At 69.3% G+C, this 20,121-nt stretch carries 15 protein-coding genes, 1 tRNA gene and 1 pseudogene; 11 read left to right on the plus strand and 6 right to left on the minus strand.

All coding sequences use genetic code 11. The features are described 5' to 3' along the window. Positions 1–484, plus strand: a pseudogene (locus tag ACK4JY_RS14420) (DNA polymerase III subunit gamma/tau); the annotation flags it as partial. A 117-nt stretch (positions 485–601) separates the two neighbouring features. On the opposite strand, the gene ACK4JY_RS14425 reads toward ACK4JY_RS14420, so the two are convergent. Further along, complete coding sequence (locus ACK4JY_RS14425) at positions 602–1,216, minus strand: malonic semialdehyde reductase (protein ID WP_409606803.1); 615 nt, start codon at positions 1,214–1,216, stop codon at positions 602–604. A gap of 156 nt (positions 1,217–1,372) precedes the next feature. On the opposite strand from ACK4JY_RS14425, the gene ACK4JY_RS14430 reads away from it, so the two are divergent. The 7 genes from ACK4JY_RS14430 to ACK4JY_RS14460 all read left to right on the plus strand — a co-directional run bounded on the left by ACK4JY_RS14430 (position 1,373) and on the right by ACK4JY_RS14460 (position 5,871). Then, on the plus strand, positions 1,373–1,702 hold the full coding sequence (locus ACK4JY_RS14430) for a YbaB/EbfC family nucleoid-associated protein (RefSeq protein WP_409606804.1): 330 nt from the start codon (positions 1,373–1,375) through the stop codon (positions 1,700–1,702). 1 nt (position 1,703) lies between these two features. Further along, positions 1,704–2,306 (plus strand): recombination mediator RecR, encoded by a 603-nt coding sequence (gene recR, locus ACK4JY_RS14435; protein ID WP_409606805.1) that lies wholly within the window; start codon positions 1,704–1,706, stop codon positions 2,304–2,306. A gap of 378 nt (positions 2,307–2,684) precedes the next feature. Next, positions 2,685–3,953, plus strand: a complete 1,269-nt coding sequence (rmuC, locus tag ACK4JY_RS14440) for a DNA recombination protein RmuC (protein ID WP_409606806.1) — start codon at positions 2,685–2,687, stop codon at positions 3,951–3,953. A 78-nt stretch (positions 3,954–4,031) separates the two neighbouring features. Next, positions 4,032–4,493, plus strand: a complete 462-nt coding sequence (locus tag ACK4JY_RS14445; protein WP_409606807.1) for a hypothetical protein — start codon at positions 4,032–4,034, stop codon at positions 4,491–4,493. 2 nt (positions 4,494–4,495) lie between these two features. After that, complete coding sequence (locus tag ACK4JY_RS14450) at positions 4,496–4,690, plus strand: helix-turn-helix transcriptional regulator (protein ID WP_409606808.1); 195 nt, start codon at positions 4,496–4,498, stop codon at positions 4,688–4,690. Between the two features lie 39 nt (positions 4,691–4,729). Next, a complete protein-coding gene (locus ACK4JY_RS14455; RefSeq protein ID WP_409606809.1) occupies positions 4,730–5,701 on the plus strand; it encodes a TraB/GumN family protein in 972 nt (323 codons plus the stop codon). A gap of 95 nt (positions 5,702–5,796) precedes the next feature. Next, a tRNA-Gly gene (locus tag ACK4JY_RS14460) sits at positions 5,797–5,871 on the plus strand. A gap of 7 nt (positions 5,872–5,878) precedes the next feature. Here ACK4JY_RS14460 and acs read toward each other — a convergent pair. After that, positions 5,879–7,834 (minus strand): acetate--CoA ligase, encoded by a 1,956-nt coding sequence (acs, locus tag ACK4JY_RS14465; RefSeq protein WP_409606810.1) that lies wholly within the window; start codon positions 7,832–7,834, stop codon positions 5,879–5,881. 20 nt (positions 7,835–7,854) lie between these two features. Next, on the minus strand, positions 7,855–9,210 hold the full coding sequence (locus tag ACK4JY_RS14470) for a DcaP family trimeric outer membrane transporter (RefSeq protein WP_409606811.1): 1,356 nt from the start codon (positions 9,208–9,210) through the stop codon (positions 7,855–7,857). Between the two features lie 169 nt (positions 9,211–9,379). Between ACK4JY_RS14470 and ACK4JY_RS14475 the strand changes: the two genes are divergently transcribed. Then, a complete protein-coding gene (locus ACK4JY_RS14475) occupies positions 9,380–9,997 on the plus strand; it encodes a response regulator transcription factor (protein ID WP_409606812.1) in 618 nt (205 codons plus the stop codon). 9 nt (positions 9,998–10,006) lie between these two features. Here ACK4JY_RS14475 and ACK4JY_RS14480 read toward each other — a convergent pair whose 3' ends face one another. Together ACK4JY_RS14480 and ACK4JY_RS14485 are read right to left on the minus strand one after the other, a co-directional pair. Further along, a complete protein-coding gene (locus ACK4JY_RS14480) occupies positions 10,007–13,399 on the minus strand; it encodes a PAS-domain containing protein (RefSeq protein WP_409606813.1) in 3,393 nt (1,130 codons plus the stop codon). Between the two features lie 133 nt (positions 13,400–13,532). Continuing rightward, positions 13,533–15,206, minus strand: a complete 1,674-nt coding sequence (locus ACK4JY_RS14485; RefSeq protein ID WP_409606814.1) for an MFS transporter — start codon at positions 15,204–15,206, stop codon at positions 13,533–13,535. Positions 15,207–15,473: 267 nt separating this feature from the next. Between ACK4JY_RS14485 and ACK4JY_RS14490 the strand changes: the two genes are divergently transcribed. After that, on the plus strand, positions 15,474–17,561 hold the full coding sequence (locus tag ACK4JY_RS14490; RefSeq protein WP_409606815.1) for a TonB-dependent receptor plug domain-containing protein: 2,088 nt from the start codon (positions 15,474–15,476) through the stop codon (positions 17,559–17,561). A gap of 162 nt (positions 17,562–17,723) precedes the next feature. Here ACK4JY_RS14490 and ACK4JY_RS14495 read toward each other — a convergent pair whose 3' ends face one another. Continuing rightward, complete coding sequence (locus ACK4JY_RS14495) at positions 17,724–19,664, minus strand: peptide MFS transporter (protein ID WP_409606816.1); 1,941 nt, start codon at positions 19,662–19,664, stop codon at positions 17,724–17,726. 230 nt (positions 19,665–19,894) lie between these two features. Between ACK4JY_RS14495 and ACK4JY_RS14500 the strand changes: the two genes are divergently transcribed. Further along, positions 19,895–20,121 (plus strand): hypothetical protein (locus ACK4JY_RS14500; protein ID WP_409606817.1); only part of this gene is annotated, 227 nt, incomplete at its 3' end.

The raw sequence follows: 20,121 nt of genomic DNA on the forward strand, positions 1-20,121 counted from the left end.
GTCCGGCGGCGGCGGGGGCGGCGGCGGCGCGTCCGCCCAGCTGGCCGCCCGCCCGGTCGCCGCGCCCGCCCTGCCCGACCCGCAGTCATTCGAACAGGTCGTCGCCCTGATCGGCGACAAGCGCGAGGTCGGGCTGCAGATGGACGTGCAACGCTACGTCCGCCCGGTCGCCTTCAAGCCGGGCGCCATCACCTACGAAAGCCTCGAGGGCGCGCCGATCGACCTCGCCCGCAAGCTGGCCGCCCGGCTCAAGGAGTGGACCGGCCGCACCTGGCTGATCGCCGCCAACGGCCAGGGCGGCGGCGAGACCATGATCGAGGTCGACCGCCGCAAGCGCGCCGAGGTCCGCGCCGACATCGAGGCCGACCCCTTCATCGTCGCCGTCATGCAGGCCTTCCCCGGCGCGAAGATCGGCGAGATCAAGACGCTGGCGGCGCCGGTGGAGCTGCCGGTCATCCCGGACGAGGCGGGCGACGAGGACTGACCCCCTCCACCAGCCTTCGGCTGGTCCCCCTCCCCCTGCGGGGGAGGAATACGCGCACCCATTCCTCCCCCGCAGGGGGAGGGGGACCGCCGGAACGGCGGTGGAGGGGGCCCGCCCCTACAGAATCTCCGCCGCCTCCTCGAACGTGAACCGCGGCGAGCGCGGGAACAGGTTCTCGTCGGTGCCGTAGCCGAGGTTGACGATGAAGTTCGGCTCCACCGTCGTGCCGGCGAAGAACTCCGCCTTCACGCCCTCGGGGTCGAAGCCCGACATCGGCCCGACATCCAGCCCCAGCGCCCGCGCGGCGATCATGAAATAGCCGCCCTGCAGCGAGGCGTTGCGGAACGCCGACTCGCGCCGCGCCGGCTCGTCGGCGAACCAGTCCTTCGCCCCCGGCGCATGCGGGAACAGCTTGGGCAGGTGTTCGTGGAATTCGATGTCCTGGCCGATGATCACCGTCACCGGGGCCTGGGCCGTCTTGGCCTGGTTGCCCTCGCTCATCAGCGGGACCAGCCGCGCCTTCGCCTCGGGCGAGGTCACGAAGACGAACCGCGCCGGGGTGTTGTTGACCGCCGTCGGGCCGAATTTGGTCAGGTCGTACAGCTTGCGCAGCAGATCCTCCGACACCGGCCGGTCCGACCAGGCGTTGCGCGTGCGCGCCTCGGTGAACAACTGGGCCAGGGCGGCGTCGGACAGCGGGCGGTCGCGGACGGGGGTGGAGTCAAAGGCCATGGGAAACCCTCCAAAACGGTATTAGCAACAGAACTGATTGCTAATTAGGAGGCTCGCCGGCCGGCGCAAGGGCATTCGGCACAAAAACTGTTACCGTTATGGCCACGCTTGCGCCCGCCCTTGCCGCTCCCGGGCGGCAAGGCCTATCTAGGACCCATGAAAGACCTCAACGCCCTCATGCAGCAGGCCCAGGCGATGCAGCAGAAGCTGCAGGACGCCCAGGCCAAAATGGCTGAAACCCTCGCCTCCGGCAGCTCCGGCGGCGGCCTCGTCGCCATCGAGCTGAAAGGCCCCGGCGAAGTGACCCGGGTCACCATCGACGACAGCCTGATGGTCCCGGGCGAGACCGAAATCCTCGCCGACCTGATCGTCGCCGCCCACGCCGACGCCAAGCGCAAGCTGGACGAGGCCAACGGCGCCCTGATGCGCGAGGCCGCCGGCCCCATGGCCGGGATGAACATCCCCGGCATGCCCAAGCTGTTCTGACTTGGCCGCCTCGGCCGGACCCGAGATTGAACGCCTGATCAGCCTGCTGGCCAAACTGCCGGGTCTCGGCCCGCGTTCGGCCCGCCGCGCCGCCCTCGCCCTGCTGAAGAAGCGCGAACAGCTCCTCGTCCCCCTCGCCGCCTCCCTGCAGGAGACCGCCGACAAGGTCGTCTCGTGCGGCGTCTGCGGCGCGCCCGACACCCGCGATCCCTGCTCGATCTGCGCCGACCGCGCCCGCGACAACGGCCTGATCTGCGTCGTCGAGGAGGCCGGCGCCCTGTGGGCCATGGAACGCTCCGGCGCCTTCCGCGGCAAATACCATGTGCTCGGCGGCCTGCTGTCGGCGCTCGACGGCGTCGGCCCCGACGCCCTGCGCGTCGCCGAACTGGTCGGCCGGGTGCGCGGCGGCGAGGCGAAAGAGGTCGTCCTTGCCCTGCCCGCCACCGTCGACGGCCAGACCACCGCCCACTACATCGCCGAACGGCTGGCCGGGACGGGCGTCGAGATCACCTCCCTCGCCCGCGGCGTGCCGGTCGGCGGCGAGCTCGACTGGCTCGACGACGGCACCATCATCCAGGCCCTGCGCCAGCGCCGGCCGGCGTAGGCCTGGCCTCCCCTCCCCGCCGTCACCCTCGGGCTTGACCCGAGGGCCAGACCATCCGGTGCGGCGTCGAAGATGGCGCGGGCGCGCTCGCCGGGCCACCCCTGAGGCACAGACCGGCCCAACCTCTTCCTCCGGTCAAGCCGGAGGAAGACGGCTGAGTGGGGGACGCACACGTCCGATTCTGACGCAGGCGGGGTGTAGCCTGTGGCGTGGAGGGCCACCGGTGGTCGGAGGGGTAGAAGACATGAAGGCTGCGGATGCTGCGAACGGTCCGGACGGTCTGGACTATCTGGACGGTGTTTTTCGGGTTTTACCCGGATATTATCCCGCCTCCGCCCGCCATGGCGGCCCCCCGCGACTCCCGCTAAGGAACGGAGCATGAACGCTTCGCTCGTCGCCTTTCTCGCCGCCTCTGTCGTCGCCGTCCTCGCCCTCGCCTGGGCCCTGATGGAGCGCCGCCGCGCCGGCGCCGCCGAGACCCGGGCGTGGGAGCTGCGCGAGCGCCACGCCGAGACCGAGGCCCGCATGCGGCTGTTCGAGGACCAGGCCGCGACCAACACCGAACTGCTGCGCGCGCAAGCCGCCCAGTCGGCCGGCGCCGTGGCCGAGGAACTGCTCAAACGCACCGACGAGACTTTCCGCAACCGCGAACTGATGTCGCAGCAGCGGATGGAGGCCCAGCTCAAGCCGGTCGCCGACACCCTGAAACAGTTCCAGGAACACGTCGCCGCGCTCGAAAAGGTCCGTTCCGAGGAGACCGGCGGGCTCAAGGAACAGCTGGCCCTGTTGATGACCGCCTCGACCGCCACCCGCGACGAGGCCCGCCGCCTGACCGAGGCGCTCAAGGGCAACACCGGCCGCCGCGGCCGCTGGGGCGAACAGACCTGCCGCAATGTGCTCGAGGCCGCCGGCATGGCCGGCCGGTTCGACTTCGAGGAACAGTCCTCGGCCGCCAATGACGAGGGCCGCCAGTCGCGCCCCGACTTCGTCGTCCGCCTGCCCGGCGGGGGCATGTTCGTGATCGACGCCAAGGTGTCGCTGGCCTTCGGCGACGAAACCGACGGCGACGAGGAGGCCCAGGCCCGCGCCGCCTCGCTGCGCACCGCGACCAGCATGAAGACCCATGTGCGCCAGCTGTCGTCCAAGGCCTATCAGGACCAGTTCAAGCCCAGCCCCGACTTCGTCGCCATGTTCGTGCCCGGCGACGCCTTCCTGGCCGCCGCCCTCGATCACGAGCCGGACCTGATGACCACGGCCATGGCCTCGCGCGTCGTCATCGTCACCCCGACCACCCTGTTCGCCCTGTGCAAGGCGGTCGCCTACGGCTGGCGCGCCGAGGAGCAGACCCGCAACGCCGAGGAGGTCGCGAAACTGGGCAAGGAGCTCTACAAACGCCTGTCGGTCATGGGCGGCCATGCCGCCGCGGTCGGCCGGGCGCTGGACACCGCCGTCGGCAAATACAATCAGTTCGTCGGTTCGCTGGAGAGCCAGGTCATGGTCTCGGCCAAACGGTTCGAGGACCTGCACGTCGACCACGAGGGCAAGGACCTGCCCGCCCTGCCGCCGGTCGAGATCGCCCCGCGCGCCCTGTCCCGCCCCGAACTGGTCCTGACGGGCGATCGTGCGGGGGGCCTGCCCGACGCGTAAAAAAACGCAGACAAGGTCGCTTGACATTCTCGCCCGCAATTGTAAAAGACGCTTGTCTTATCGACAGGGGTGCTTTCCATGAGCAAGAAGTTGACAGGCCTGATGCTGCGAACGCTGATCGGCGCGGCGATCTTCACGGTCGTGGTGTTTGTCGCCGGCATCGCGGCGGGCTGGCTCGGCGCGCACGGCACGGTGAACACTGATCACGCGGTCGTCTGGTTGTCCGGAGCCATCGCCGTCGTCTCCATGACCGGAGCCATGGTGATCAGCGTCGCCTGGATGCGCGCCATCGACGAAGCGGCGCGAGAGGCTCACAAGGCCGCGTGGTTCTGGGGCGGCTGCGGCGGCATGGCCCTGGGCGGCGTCGCCCTGATCATGGCCGCGCTACCGCAGTCGGCCGAATGGACCTTTCCGGCCGTCGGGGGGCGAAGCGATCCCGCCGCCTACGCCGCGACCGGCGCCTTCGGGATGATGGTCCTGATGGTGGCCGGCTATTCCGTCGTCTGGGCCTGGTGGTGGCTGACGCGGCTGCGGGACTGAGCATGAACAACCGCCTCAAGGTGCTGCGCGCCGAGCGCAGCTGGAGCCAGGCCGATCTGGCCGAGCGGCTCGGCGTCTCGCGCCAGACCGTCAACGCCCTCGAGACCGGCCGCTACGACCCCTCCCTGCCGCTCGCCTTCCGCATCGCCCGCGTCTTCGACCAACCGATCGAAGCCATCTTCATCGACGCCGAATGACCTCCGTTTTCACCCCTTCCCTGTCCCAAAGGAACTGACATGACCTTCAAGAAGCGCCTCAAATCCACCGTCTCCACGCTCGGCCGCATGACGCTCGGCGTCGCCCTCGGCCTCGGCCTCGCCGCCGCCGTCATCTCGCCGGTCCACGCCCAGGTGGCGACGCCGCCGGTCGCCGCCGAAGCCCGCGCCGTTCCGCCGGCCGAGGGCCAGGGCCCCGCCCTCTGGGTCGTCAAGGACGCGGACTCGACCCTCTATCTGTTCGGGACCGTCCACCTGCTGCGCCCGACCACCGGCTGGGGCACGGAACGCGTCGACGCCGCCTTCGACAGCGCCGACAAGGTCGTGCTGGAGATATCCAATCCCGACGACCAAGCCGCCGTCGTTCCCCTGGTTCAGCAGCACGCCCTCTCGCCGGCCACCCCGCTGTCCAGCCTGCTGACCCCGGACGAGGTCGCCGCCCTTGATGCGGCGGCCCGGACCATCGGTCTCGACGCGGCCCAGATGGATCCCTTCCGTCCGTGGTTCGCCGCCCTCACCCTGGCCGTCGCGCCGCTGGCCAAGGCTGGTTACGATCCGACCTCCGGGGTTGAGTTGATCCTCAAGGCCCGCGCCGAGGCGGCCGGGAAGACGGTCACCGGCTTCGAGACCATCGACGAACAGATCCGCATCCTCGCCGGCTTCCCCGAGGCGGACCAGTTGGCCTTCCTGCGCAGCACGCTGGAAGACTTCGAGACCGCCACGGTCGAGCTGGACCGGCTGGTCGCGGCCTGGGCCGCCGGCGACGTCGCGGGCATCGAAACCATAGCCGTCCAGCCGATGCGCGAGAGCAGCGAGGCGCTCTACCAGGCTCTGCTGGTCCGCCGGAACACCAACTGGGCCGACCAGATCGAGACCCTGCTGGAGGGCTCGGGAACCGTCTTCATCGCCGTCGGCGCCGCCCACCTCGCCGGAGACGACAGCCTGCAGGACATCCTCGAGGCCCGCGGCGTCGACGTCGACGTCGCGCCATAGTCCATCCCGCTGACAGGTAGGGGCCCGGCCGGCGCGCCGGGCCTTTTCTTTTGCCGGGCCGAAGCTATGGTCCGCCCCGGTCCGGCGACCCGGACGCGGCCGTAGTTCAGAGGTAGAACGTCAGCTTCCCAAGCTGAATGTCGCGGGTTCGATTCCCGCCGGCCGCTCCAGTTCCGCTCAGCCCTGCGCCCCCGCCCGGTTCTTCACCAGGTCCTCGACCACGGCCGGATCGGCGAGGGTCGAGGTGTCGCCCAAGGCGCTGACATCGTTCTCGGCGATCTTGCGCAGGATGCGGCGCATGATCTTGCCCGAGCGGGTCTTGGGCAGGCCGGGGGCCCACTGGATCACGTCGGGCGCGGCGATCGGGCCGATCTCGTGGCGGACCTGGTCGATCAGCGCCTTGCGCAGCGCTTCGCTGGGCTCGACCCCGGCGTTCAGCGTCACATAGGCGTAGATGCCCTGGCCCTTGATGTCGTGCGGGAAGCCGACCACCGCCGCCTCGGCCACCGCCTCGTGCAGCACCAGGGCGCTCTCGACCTCGGCCGTGCCCATCCGGTGGCCCGAGACATTGATCACGTCGTCGACCCGGCCGGTGATCCAGTAGTAGCCGTCGGCGTCGCGGCGGCAGCCGTCGCCGGTGAAATACTTGCCCGGATAGGCGCTGAAATAGGTGTCGAAGAAGCGCTGGTGATCGCCCCAGACGGTGCGCATCTGCCCTGGCCAGCTGTCGGTGATGACCAGATTGCCCGAGGTCTCGCCCTCCAGCACCTCGCCCTCGGCGTCGACCAGCTGCAGCTCCACCCCCGGCAGCGGCTTCGTCGCCGAGCCCGGCTTGAGGTCGGTCGCGCCCGGCAGCGGCGACACCAGGATGCCCCCTGTCTCGGTCTGCCACCAGGTGTCGACGATCGGGCAGCGGCCCTCGCCGACGACCTCGTGATACCAGCGCCAGGCCTCGGGATTGATCGGCTCGCCGACGCTGCCCAGCAGGCGCAGGGACTTGCGCGACGTCGCCTTGACCGGCCCGTCGCCCTCGCGCATCAGCGCCCGCAGCGCCGTCGGCGCGGTGTAGAAGATTTCCACCTGATGCTTGTCGACCACCTGCCAGAAGCGGCTGTGGTCGGGATAGTTGGGCACGCCCTCGAACATCAGCGTGGTCGCGCCATTGGCCAGCGGGCCATAGACGCAATAGCTGTGGCCGGTGACCCAGCCGACGTCGGCGGTGCACCAGAACACCTCGCCCGGCCGGTAGTCGAACACCAGCTCGTGCGTCCACGCCGCCCAGAACAGATAGCCGCCGGTGGTGTGCAGCACCCCCTTGGGCTTCCCCGTCGAGCCCGAGGTGTAGAGGATGAACAGCGGGTCCTCGGCGTTCATCGGCTCGCACGGGCAGTCGTCGCTGACGCCGTGCTTGGCCTCGCCGTAGCGGACGTCGCGGCCCTCGACGATCGGGATGTCGGCGTTGGTGTGCGAGACGACCAGCACCTTGTCGACGGCGCCGGCCGGCAGCTTGTCCAGCGCCGCATCGACATTGGCCTTGAGCGGAATGCGCTTGCCGCCGCGCAGACCCTCGTCGGCGGTGATGACGAAGCGCGAGCCGCAGTCCTCGATCCGCCCGCACAGGCTGTCGGGCGAGAAGCCGCCGAAGACCACCGAATGCACCGCGCCGATGCGGGCGCAGGCCAGCATGGCCACCGCCGCCGCCGGGATCATCGGCAGATACAGGGTGACCCGGTCGCCCTTCACCACGCCCAGGCCCTTCAGCACATTGGCCATGCGGCAGACTTCGGCGTGCAGCTGGCGATAGGTCAACTTGCCCGACTGATCGGGCTCGTCGCCCTCCCAGATGATCGCCGTCTCGTCGCCGCGTTCGGCCAGATGCCGGTCGAGGCAGTTGTGCGCGACGTTCAGCACCCCGTCGCCGAACCAGCGGATGCGGAAGTCGGCCTTGTCGAACGACACATCCTTGATCTGCGACGGCGGCGTGAACCAGTCCAGCCGCCGCGCCTGCTCGCCCCAGAAGGCCTCAGGCCCCGCCCGCGCCGCCGCCCGCGCCGCCGCATAGCCGGCGGCGGTCATACGGGGGCGCTGCGCCCATTCGGACGGAACGGGATAGACGTCTGTATCGTGGGTCAAATCGTATCGGGCCTTCGGGACTAGAAACCGTACTTAGCAAAAACCTGCAGTCGGGTCATTTCGCCCGAGACGCCGGACTCCAGCTCGCGCTCGCCGACCATCAGCTCGGCCCCGAGATCCAGCGCCGGCAGCGGCGTCCAGATCAGGTTGCCGCGCAGGCTCTGGGCCGACTTGTTGGTCGCGGCGCCGATCAGCGTCAGGTCGTTGTCGACGTTCTGCGCCGACCAGGTCAGGTTCGAACGCCACTGCGGCGTCCAGATATGGCGGTAGCTGACCAGGCCGGCGACCACGCCGATCGCCTCCAGCTCGCCCGTGGCGTCCAGCACCGCGTCATTGGCGAAGTTGAGGCCGATGTAGCGGCCGATGCCCTCGCCGCCCGACAGCATCAGGCGCAGGTCGTCGCGTTCGCCGACCTTGATCTTGGCCGCCGCCGACAGGCCCCAGCCGAGGGTCGAGGAGTCGATGGCGCCGACGCCGGTGGTCTCATAGGACAACTGGCGCACGATGCCGGCCAGCGAGGCCTCGCCCCACGTCCCGGTGAAGGCGTAACGGGCCGTCAGATCGGGCAGGCTGCTGTCGTCGGCGATGATCCGCGTCGCCCCGAGGTAGGGCGTCACCGTCGTCTCCGGATTCTCGACCGAAATCGAGAACGGACCCTTCGTATAACGCACCTGGACCTGACGGGCGAAGACCGTGCCCTCGCTGGAGCCGATATAGTCCGCCGTATCAGGCAGGACGGCCAGGTTCTGGAAATTGGTCCACTCCTGACCGAACAGCCAGTTGTCGACGGTGACATAGGCCCGGCGGAGGGACAGGTTCGCCGGGCTGGTGGTGCGCTGGTCGCCGGCGCCGGGCAGGACCTGGAAGTCCATCTCAAGCCGGGTGCCGACCTTGCGGCCGCCCAGCAGCCCCTCGGTGGTCAGCCAGAAACGGGTCTGGCGGGCGTTGAAATCTGTCGCCGTGCTCTCGTCCGCCCCGCCGACCGGGATCGACCCCGGCAGATAGAAGTCGCGCAGCAGATCACCGTTGGCCGGATCCCCGCCGTCGTAGTCGGAAGCAATGAAGTCCGCCTTCACGAAGCCGCCGAACTTGACCAGATTATTGCCCATGCGGAAGCCGTCGGCCGGGGCGGCGGGCGGGGCCGGCGGGGCCGCGGCCGCGCGCTGCTCGATACGGATGATGTCCTGGGCCACAGCCTGCTGCTGGGCCGTCTGCTGGTCGCGCGAGGCCACGACCTCGCTCTTCAGCGCCGCCAGCTGGGCCTCCAGCAGGGCGATTCGCGCCTCGAGCGCGGCCGTGTCCTGGGCCGCGGCCATGCCGGGCGCGGCCAGCAGGGCGACGGCGGCGGCGCCGCTCATCAGGGTCATTCTGATCATGGTGTCCTCCCGGGTTCGTCTGATGCGATCCTCCGAGGCCACTCTCCCGGACCTTGGCCCTTTGGGACCATTAGCCAATGGTCTACTTTCGACCAAAGTCGAGGGGTGGCACAGTGGCGCATCGCCAGGATTGCGCCGGGTCGACGGACGTCAGGGAGGGAAGCGTCGCATGGATCGCATCATCGTCGCCGATGATCATCCGCTGTTCCGGGCGGCCTTGGGCTCGGCCCTGGCCCGGGCCGCGCCCGGCGCCATGGTCGAGGAGACGCCCAGCCTCGCCGGCGCGCGCGAGGCCCTCGCCCGGGGCCCCGTCGATCTGCTGCTGCTCGACCTGAGACTGTCCGACAGCGAGGGCTTCGCCGGCCTGGCCGGGGTCCGCAGCGACTATCCGACCGTCCCGGTGGTCGTGGTGTCGGCCAGTGAGGACGCGGCGACCATCGCCCGGGCCCTGGCCTTCGGCGCCGCCGGCTTCATCCCCAAATCGGCCACCCTGGCCGAGATGATCGAGGCGCTGGAAACCATCCGGGCCGGCGACAACTGGGCCCCGGCTACCGCCGAAGCCGGGGCGGCCGAACCGATGGAAGCCCGCATCGCCAGCCTGACGCCGTCGCAGCTGCGCATTCTGATCGGCCTGCAGGAGGGGCGGCTGAACAAGCAGATCGCCTTCGACCTCGGCGTCACCGAGGCGACGATCAAGGCGCATCTGACCGGCGTCTTTCGCAAGCTGGGCGTGCAGAATCGCACCCAGGCGGTGATCGCCGCCCGCGCCCTGTCGGTCGGGGCCTGACCGCTCGCCTCAGCCGCGACGACGGGCGGACAGGAAGGCCTTCAGCGCCGCCGGCTTGACCGGCTTCGACATCAGGGCGGCCCCCGCCGCGGCGGCGCGGGCGGGCACGGTCTCGTCGGCGTCGGCGGTGATCAGGGCGATATGGCCCACGCCCCGAGCCCGCAGATCGGCGACGAGCGACAGCCCGTCGGATCCGTCGCCGAGATGCAGATCGACGAGGGCCGCGTCGAACGGCCCGGCCAGGGCGAGGGCCGTCGCCGCGTCCGGCGCTGTGATCGGCGTCATCCCCCATCGGCCCAGCAGGGCGGTCAGCGCCTCGAGAATAGCCGGTTCATTGTCGACGCACAGCACCCGCAGGCCGCTCAGACCGGTTCCGGGCGGAGTCGGGCTTGCACCGGGGTCCGCCGACGGCCGCGTCGCCTCGGCCCGGGGCGCGGAGACCGCGAAGGTCGTGCCGCGCCCGGGCGTCGATTTCAGCTCCAGCGGATGTCCCAGCAGCTCGGCGACCCGCCGCACGATGGCCAGCCCCAGCCCCACCCCCGGCTCGTCGCCGCCCCGCGCCGGCAGGCGGGTGAATTCGGTGAAGATCAGATCCTGCTGCTCGGGCGCCACGCCCCGGCCGGTGTCATGGATCTCGAACCGGATCATGCCGCCCGCCCGGCGCGCCCCGACCAGCACCCCGCCGCGATCGGTGTAGCGGATCGCGTTGCCGATCAGGTTCTGCAGCAGGGAACGCAGCAGGTCCCGGTCCGAGGCCACCCAGAATCGCGATGGCGCGATGGTCAGGGTCAGACCCTTGGCCTCCGCGATCGGCGTGAATTCCCGGCGCAGGTCGCCGAACAGGGCCTCGACCGACAGCGGGGCGACCGTGGGCCGGACCCCGCCGGCCTCCAGCCGCGACAGGTTGAGCAGCGCCTTCAACAGGCCATGGGCGCTCTCGATCGACCGGTCGGCGTTCTCGGCCAGCAGCCGCGCGCCCGAACGGGCCGCCCCGTCCGGCTCGTCCTTCAGCGCGGCGATGAACAGCCGCGCGGCGTGCAGCGGCTGCAGCAGGTCGTGGCTGGCCGCGGCGAGAAAACGCGTCTTGGACGCGACCGCCGCCTCGGCGGTCTGACGCGCCTCGTTCAGGCGCTCGGTGCGGTCAGCGACGCGCGCCTCGAGCAGCTCATTGGCCTCTTCCAGCGCCTGGGCGGCGCGGCGCAGTTCGGTGATGTCGGTATAGGAGGTGACATAGCCGCCGCCCGACATCGGTGCCCCGGTCGACTTGAGGATGCGCCCGTTCGGCTGGGCCCGCTCGTGGTCGTGCGGCTCGCGGCGACGCAGGGCGTCGAGCCGGCGCTCGACCCAGGCCTCCATGTCGGCCGTCTCGACCTCGCCGCGCTCGGCGTTGAGACGATAGACGGCGGCGACGGGCTGGCCGACATGGACGAACCCCGCCGGCAGGTCGAACAGGTCGACGTAGCGGGCGTTCCAGGCGATCAGCCGCAGGTCCTCGTCGACCACGCTGACCCCCTGGTCGATATTGTCGAGCGTCGCCTGCAGCAGTTCGCGGTTGAACTGGACCGCCTGCGAGGCCTCGTCGAGCATGCGCACGACGTCCTCCGGCGCGCGCCCGCCGCCGGCGAGGGCGGCGGAGATCACGCGGCGGGCGGAGGACGCGCCAACGGCGCCGGCCAGCATCCGCTCGGCGGCCCGCGCCAGACCCGCGTCGGCCGGATCGCTGTCGCGGAACACTTGATTGGTTTCCCGGGCGAAGGCGGCGAAGGCGCGGTCGGCGCCGGCGTCGCCGACGAACCGCGCCACAAGGGTGCGCAGATCACCGATCGACGCCCCCGAGGGCGCCGTGCTCTGCTCGCGCCAATCCGGGCTGATGCGATCGACGAAGGCCCGCGCCTGGACCCGGTCGATCAGCCGCGGGCGCACGGCGCGCGAGATCAGCACGAAGGTCAGGGTGTTGGCGGCGAGGCTGAGCAGGACGCCGACCGGCAGGGGATCCGCCAGACCGAACGGGGTGATCAGCCCCACGCCGAGCGCGGCTCCCATCTGCGGCAGGGCGAGGAAGACCAGCCAGATGACCGAGCCGACCACCAGGCCGGCGAAGGCTCCCGTTGCGTGCCCCCCGCGCCAGAGCACCGCTCCGAACAACGCCGGGGCCAGCTGGGCCAGGGCGGCGAACGACGTCAGGCCGATCGAGGCGAGGCCGGACGACCGGTCGATGGCCTGAAAATACAGCCAGGCCAGAAACAGGATGACGCAGATGACGATGCGGCGGACCTGCAGGATGGCGTCGGCCATGTCCGAGGCGCCCTCGCGCGCGCGCCACCGGTCGCGCGCCAGCAGCGGCAGGATCAGGCTGTTGGAAGCCATGGCCGACAGCGCCACGGTCTCGACGATGACCATCGCCGTCGCCGCCGAAAAGCCGCCGACGAAGACGACCGCGGTCAGGACCCGCGCCCCCTGCTGGAACGGCAGGCCCAACACGAACTGGTCGGGGTCGCCGACATCGGCGAACAGCCGCCCGGCGGCGACGATCGGCAGGACGGCCAGGCTGGTCAGCAGCAGATAGGTCGGGAAGGCCCAGCGGGCCTTGCGGATGTCGGCGGGCCCCACCGCCTCGACGAAGCCGACATGGAACTGTCGCGGCAGGCAGAAGATGGCCAGGGTCGACAGCAGGGTGATGGCGATGAAGCGGGCGTCGACCACCGGCGGGGCGGCGAGATCGCCCAGCGCCGTCGCCACCGCGCCCCGGTCCGGCAGGTCCAGCAGCAGGGCCCCGGCGAACACCGCGACGGCGATCAACGCCGCCAGCTTGATCACCGACTCCAGCGCCACCGCCCGGATCAGGCCGCGGTTGTGCTCGGTCAGGTCCGGCCGGCGCGCCCCGAACAGGATGGTGAAGCCGGCCAGCACCACGGCCATTACCGCGACCGTCAGGCCCTCTGACCCGGCCACCGGGGTCCCGGCCGTGACCAGTTGCCACGCCATCGACAGCGAGGTCAGCTGCAGGGCGATGTAGGGCAGCGACCCGACGATGGCGACGCAGGCCACCAGGGCGCCCAGCGACGGGCTCTTGCCGTAGCGCGACGAGATGAAGTCGGCGATCGAGCCGATGTTCTCGCGCTTGGCGGCGGCGGCGATCCGTCGCCACAGGGGGAACAGTATGACCAGGCCAATCGCCGGTCCCAGATAGATCGGCAGATAGTCCCAGCCGTCGCGCGACGCCGTCCCGACCGCGCCATAGTAGGTCCAGGAGGTGCAGTAGATGGCCAGGCTCAGGGCATAGGCCCAGGGGCCCAGCCGCGGACTGTGCGGCCGGTGGCCGAGGCGTTCGCTGCGCCACGCCACGGCGAACAGCAACGCCATATAGGCGGCGACCAGCGTCAGGATGAGCGGCGCGAACATATCCCTCATCTAGATCGGTCCGTCGGGACTCCCGCAAGAAAAAGACAGGGGCCAAAAAAGCCGGGGACAAGAAAAAGGCGGGCCGACCGTTTCCGGTCGCCCCGCCCCTCCCTCTCTCAACCCGAAAGCAGGATCAGGCGTTGAGGTCGACGTCCTTGCCTTCCTTGACCAGCAGGAAGCCCAGCACGACGGTCGCGAGCGCCACCACGATGGGATACCAGAGGCCGTAGAAGATGTTGCCCGTGGCCGCGACCATGGCGAAGGCGGTGGTCGGGAGGAAGCCGCCGAACCAGCCGTTGCCGATGTGATAGGGCAGCGACATGGAGGTGTAGCGGATGTTGGTCGGGAACATTTCGACCAGGGCCGCGGCGATCGGGCCGTAGACCATGGTCACATAGAAGCCGAGGATGAACAGGATCAGCACCACCACCGGCTTGTTGACCTGATCGCTGTCGGCCTTGGCCGGATAGCCGGCGGCCGTCAGGGCTTCACCCAGACCGGTTTCCCACGTCTTGCGCTCGGCGGCGAACTCGGCGGCCGGCATGGCCTCCCCGCGGAAGCTGGGAATGACCGCGCTGTCGCCGATGCGGACCTCGGCCACCGTCCCGGCCGGGGCCGCGACGTTGGTGTAGTTGATGCCCGCCTTGGCGACATAGGATTTGGCCAGGTCGCAGGACTGGTTGAACACCGTCTTGCCCACCGGGTCGAACTGCAGATTGCAGTCGGCCGGATCGGCGTAGATGGTCACAGGCTGCGATTCCGTCGCCTGGGCCAGCGCCGGGTTGGCGGCGTGGGTCAGGGCCTGGAACAGCGGGAAGTAGGTCAGGGCCGCGATCAGGCAGCCCGCCAGGATGATGGGCTTGCGACCCACCTTGTCCGACAGCCAGCCCCAGAACACGAAGAAGGGCGAGGCCCCGATCAGGGCGATGGCCAGCAGGATATAGACCAGTGTCGCATCGACCTTCATCACCCGCTCGAGGAAGAACAGGGCGTAGAACTGGCCGGTGTACCAGATCACCGCCTGGCCGGCGGTCAGACCCACCAGGGCGATGATCACCAGCTTCAGGTTCGGCCATTTGAGGAAGGAGTCCTTCAGCGGCGTGGGCGACGACTTGCCCTCGGCCTTCATCTGTTTGAACGACGGGCTCTCGGCCAGCTTCAGACGGATCCACAGCGACACGCCGAGAAGCAGGATCGAGACGAGGAACGGAATCCTCCAACCCCATTCGACGAAATTCTCCTCGCCGACGGCGAGGCGGACGCCGAGGATCACCAGCAGGCTGAGCACGAGGCCGGCCGTCGCGGTGATCTGGATGAAGGAGGTGTAGAAGCCGCGCTTGCCGCGCGGCGCGTGTTCGGCGACGTAGGTGGCCGCGCCGCCGTACTCACCGCCCAGGGCCAGGCCCTGGATCAGGCGCATGGCGACGAGGATGATCGGCGCCGCGATGCCGATGGCTGCATAGGACGGCAGCAGACCGACCACGAAGGTCGAAATGCCCATCAGCATCATGGTCACGAGGAAGGTGTTCTTGCGCCCCCACAGGTCGCCCAGCCGGCCGAAGAAGACGGCCCCGAACGGACGCACCGCGAAGCCGGCCGCGAAGGCCATCAGGGCGAAGATATAGCCCGTCGTCTCATTCACGCCCGAGAAGAACTGGGCCGTAATGATCGCCGCGAGCGAACCGTACAGATAGAAATCGTACCACTCGATCACCGTTCCGACGGATGAGGCGAGGATGACGAGCCTGTCGTTCTTGTCGATCGTGTGGTCCGGTTCGACCGGGGCGCCGATGGCGCTGTCTGTCATTGTAAGCCTCCCAAGCTCGCCGTTTTCGGCTGTTCTGCGCATGCGTCGCCCGTGCGACGATCGCCGCAACTGTGTCAGCACGCCGCAGGCTTGGAGAGAGCGACTTTGGTCGAAAGCCCCCGCCTGACCGGCTTCCGGGGCACGACGGCCGGCTCGCGCCGACATCGCGTCGCCGCAAGCCTGTCGGCGAATTAATCCACCTGTCCGGCTTGTAACTGGAGGCCGGCTCCCTCCATGGGCACGGTCCCGGCGATTGGGAGAGGACCTATGACAAAGACCATCTGGCTGGCGACCGCCGCCGTCTCACTGCTGGCCGTTCCGGTCGCGGCGCAGACCTCTCCGAACCCGGACAGCGTCGCCCAGGTGCCGGTCCCGACCGGGCCCGTCCAGTCGGCGCCCGCCGTCGACGCGGCCCAGCGCGGCGTGCTGGTGTTCGAGCCGGCCTTCTTCGCCGACTCGCGGCCCAATACCGCGCTGGACATGATCTCCCGCCTGCCCGGCTTCGGCCTCGACACTGGCGACACCGACACCCGGGGCTTCGCCGGCGCGGCCGGCAATGTGCTGATCGACGGCGACCGTCCCTCGTCCAAGAGCGACGGCCTCGACCAGGTGCTGCGCCGCATTTCGGCCGCCAGCGTCGAGCGCATCGAGCTGATCCGCGGCGGCGCGCCGGGCATCGACATGCAGGGCCTCCCGGTCATCGCCAACGTGGTCCTGCGCCGCACCGTCACCGTCGAGCGGGTGCTGGAGTTCAACAGCTACCTCTATCCCGACGGCTATGTCGGCCCGATCCTCGCCGGCGAATATTCGCGGCGGGAGGGCGACAATTCGATCGAGGGTTCGATCAGCGCAACGACCGATCGCACCGACGGCACCGGCGAGGGCTACCGCCGCCGCTACGACCCCTCCGGGGCCCTGATCCAGGACGCCGATCTGATCCTCTGGGACCGGTTCCGCAACGTCCGCGCCACCGGCGCCGTCCAGCGTCCGTTCGCCGGCGGTCGCCTGCGCGCCAACGCACTGGCCAGCTGGTTCGGCCGCGAGAACACCCAGGATCTGCTGATCCGCTCGGGCGCCGGGATCGACAGCTTCAACGACGAGGAATCGGACTCGCTTGAGGGCGAACTGGGCGTGACCTGGACCCGGGACCTCTCGGCCCGCACCGCCGTCGAACTGGTCGGCCTGCAGCGCTGGTCGTCCGAGGACTATACCGGCGTGTCGGAAGGCGGCGGCGACACCTCGACCTTCACCTCGGACGCCACCGCCGGCGAAACCATCGGCCGCGCGGTGCTGCGCTTCCGCCCCAACGACCGCTGGGCCTTCGAGAGCGGCGCCGAGGTCGCTTACAACATCCTCGACAGCGCCACCGCCTATGAAGAGAACGGCGTCGCCATTCCCCTGCCCTCGGCCTCGGTCAAGGTCGAGGAACTGCGCGGCGAGGCCTTCGGACAGGCCACCTGGCGGCCCGACGCGAAACTGACCCTCGAGGCCGGCCTGCGCGTCGAGGTCTCCGAGATCAGCCAGTCGGGCGACAGCGACCAGACCAAATCCTTCGTCTATCCCAAGCCGCGTCTGCAAATGACCTGGACGCCTTGGACCGGCCACCAGTTCCGCTTCCGCGCCGAACGGCAGGTCGGGCAGCTCGACTTTGATGATTTCGTGGCCTCGGCCGATATCGACATCGGCCAGGTCGAGGGCGGCAACCCGGATCTCGAACCCGACAAGACGACCCTGCTGGAAGCCGTCTACGAGCGCCGCTTCTGGGGCGAGGGCGTGCTGGAGCTGTCGGCCCAGCATGGCGAGGTCGAGGATGTCGTCGACCTGATCCCCCTGACCGGCGGCTTCGACGGCGTCGGCAACATCGGCGACGGCTCGTTCGACCAATACCAGGTCCGCCTGACCCTGCCGATGGACAGGCTGGGCGTCCCCAACGCCCGACTGCAGACCCGCGCCAGCTGGGTCAGCACCGAGGTGACCGACCCCCTGACCGGCGAGACCCGCCGCTTCCAGGGCAACCAGGCCTTCGGCTGCGGCGTCAACTTCAACCACGACCTGCAGGGCGGGAAATATTCGTACGGCTTCGACCACGGCTGCAATGTCGACAAGGGCCGCGCCTTCCGCGTCCGCGAAGTCCGCGCCTTCCACAACGCCCCCTTCGTCACCCTGTACGGCCAGTGGAAGCCGACCTCGGACACCACCATCCGGGTCGACCTCGGCAACGCCACCGACCGTGAGAGCGGCTACGATCGCGACATCTACGCCGGCCCGCGCGACGTCTCCCCGCTGGCCTATCGCGAGGTGCGCCGCACGAAGATGAGCCCGTGGCTGTTCGTGCAACTGCGCAAGAATTTCTGACCGGACGCAGGGAATTCGAAGACGCCGGGAGGGGGAATTCGAAGACACGGAAGAGCGACGAGGGAGAGATGCGCTACTCGCGCGCCTGAGCGTCGGGGATCGGGCAAGAAAAAAGGGCGGAGCCGCGAGGCTCCGCCCTTCTTCACTGGGTCCACCGCCGGATCAGGCCGGGGTGCTGTCCGCCGGGCGGGCGACGTTGCCGTCCTCCTGGCCGCGATCCGTGACGCTCGGTCCCGGGTGGTTTCCAGCGTCATTGGCTCCGTGCGACCAGCCCTTGATCAGGAAGCTGATCAGGATGAAGGCGACGCCGATGCCGACGCCCCACCAGCCCAGCTTGCCGAAGCCGTCCAGCGAGGTGGCGAGCGCACCCTGCGGATCCAGCACTTGCCCGCCGACCGTCTCCGTGCCCATCAGGCCGGCGATCCGGCCGCCGACGAACTGGGCGATCGAGCTGGCCAGGAACCACACCGCCATCATGAAGCTGACCACCGAGGGCAGCGACAGTTTGGTGATCTCCGACAGGCCCACCGGCGACAGGAACAGCTCACCCGTCGTGTGCAGCATGTACAGCAGGGCCAGTATGATCAGCGGCATCTGGAAGGCGCTGTCGACCATGCCCGAGCCGGCGGCCCAGACCACGACGAGGAAGCCGAGGCCGACCTGGAGCAGGCCGAGACCGAACTTCATCGTCGGGTTCGGATCCAGCTTCTTGCTGGCGAGGAAGGCCCACATCGCCGCGAAGATCGGCGCGAAGATGAGGATGAAGCCGGCGTTGAACGACTGCACCTGGGCCGCCGTAATGGTGGCGTCGATCCAGAAGCCTGTGGGCGTGATGCCCGCCGCCGCCAGCTGGGCCGGGGTGCCGATGGTGATGCCGAGGAACTGCATCGCCACCGGGGTGATGGTCAGGTCGACGTTGCGGTCCGCGAACAGGTTCAGCGAGGTGCCGGCCTGTTCGAACAGGGTGAAGAAGACCACCGCGCCGAAGATCAGCACGACCGCCAGCATCATCCGCTGGCGCTCAACCCAGGTCTTGCAGACGAAGGCGATGATCCAGGCGATGAAGGCCAGCGACAGGAGCGTCGAAATCCCCAGCACGGTGCCGACGAGGGCGTTGCGCTGGACCATGAACCAGACGACGCCGACGCCGAGAACAGCGGCGATATAGATCAGCCATTCACGATTGATCGGCCCCAGCAGCGGTCGCTTGATCAGCTCCGGGTTGGGGGGCTCGCCATTGCCCTGCAGCAGGGGCTTGCCCAGCACGAAGACCACGAGGCCCAGCGCCATGCCGACGCCGGCGAGGCCGAACCCGGCCCACCAGCCTACGGTCTGACCCAGCAGTCCGCACAGCACCGCGGCCCAGAAGGCCCCCAGATTGATGCCGTAATAGTACAGGGTGAAGCCGGAATCCCGGCGCGGATCACCCTGTTGATATAGCTGGCCGACGATCGTCGAGATGTTCGGCTTCAGGAAGCCGACCCCCATGATGATCAGCGAGATGGCGAGGTAGAAGACATTGACCCCGGCCATGTCACGCGTGGCGGTCATCGTATAGGAGCCCGGGTCGAGCACGGCCGGCAAGGCCGCCCCGGCGGGCAGGTCGGTCAGGGCCAGGCCGCCGTTCTCGGCCGGACCGAATTCATAGCGCTGGCCGTCGACCACGATGCCGACTTCGCGGGCGGCGCCGCGGCCTTCGCTGACGACCTCATACTGGGCGCCGGCATAGCTCAGGGTCTCGGTCGCGGGACGGCCTTCGAAAGCCATCATGCCGTGGCCGGCGACCAGCAGCACCGCGCCGAAGGCGATGGCCTTGCGGGTGCCGATATAGCGGTCGGCCATGATGCCGCCGAGCAGCGGCAGCAGATAGACCAGCGAGGTGTAGGAGCCGTAGGTCGCGCTGGCCGTGGCGTCGTCGAACAGGAAATGCTGGGTCAGGAAGAAGATCAGGATGCCGCGCATCCCGTAGTAGGAGAAGCGCTCCCACATCTCGGCGAAGAACAGGATGATCAACCCTTTCGGGTGATGCTTCAGTATCTGCAACAGAACGGGCACGCCCGTCAGCAGGGTGATGACCAGACCGGCGATGATCACGATATTCATGCGGAGTCTCCCCTCGCTCGCCGGGCCCGGGGCCCGGGCGGCGCCATGACGGCGTCCCCTCCATCCGTTCTACTCAACGGCTCACTCCAAATTTGCTGCGCCCCACCTGACGCGCGGGGCATAAGCAGCACGCTGAGCAAAACCGGACAAGGGTTAAGGGTAAATTGGCTGTGAGGTGGCGAAGCGCGGTCCGGCGCGGCAGGATGCCCCAAACAGGCGGGGACTGATTCATGACGGCCACGAAGCGGCGGACCGTGCTGCTCGGATTGGGCTCCGCCCTCGCCGCGTCCCTCGGCCCGCAAGGCTGCGGACCGTCACCGGTCGCGGGCGTCAACGGCGATGTCGTCGCCGCGGGTCAACCCGCCGCCCTGCTGATCTGGGCCGTCGCCCGCGAGCGCCTCGCCGGCTGGCCGCGGCGGCCCGACGCCGCCGCCCTCGCCGCCCTGCCCGCGGCCGC

Source organism: Brevundimonas sp. (assembly GCF_046295595.1).
GTDB lineage: Bacteria > Pseudomonadota > Alphaproteobacteria > Caulobacterales > Caulobacteraceae > Brevundimonas.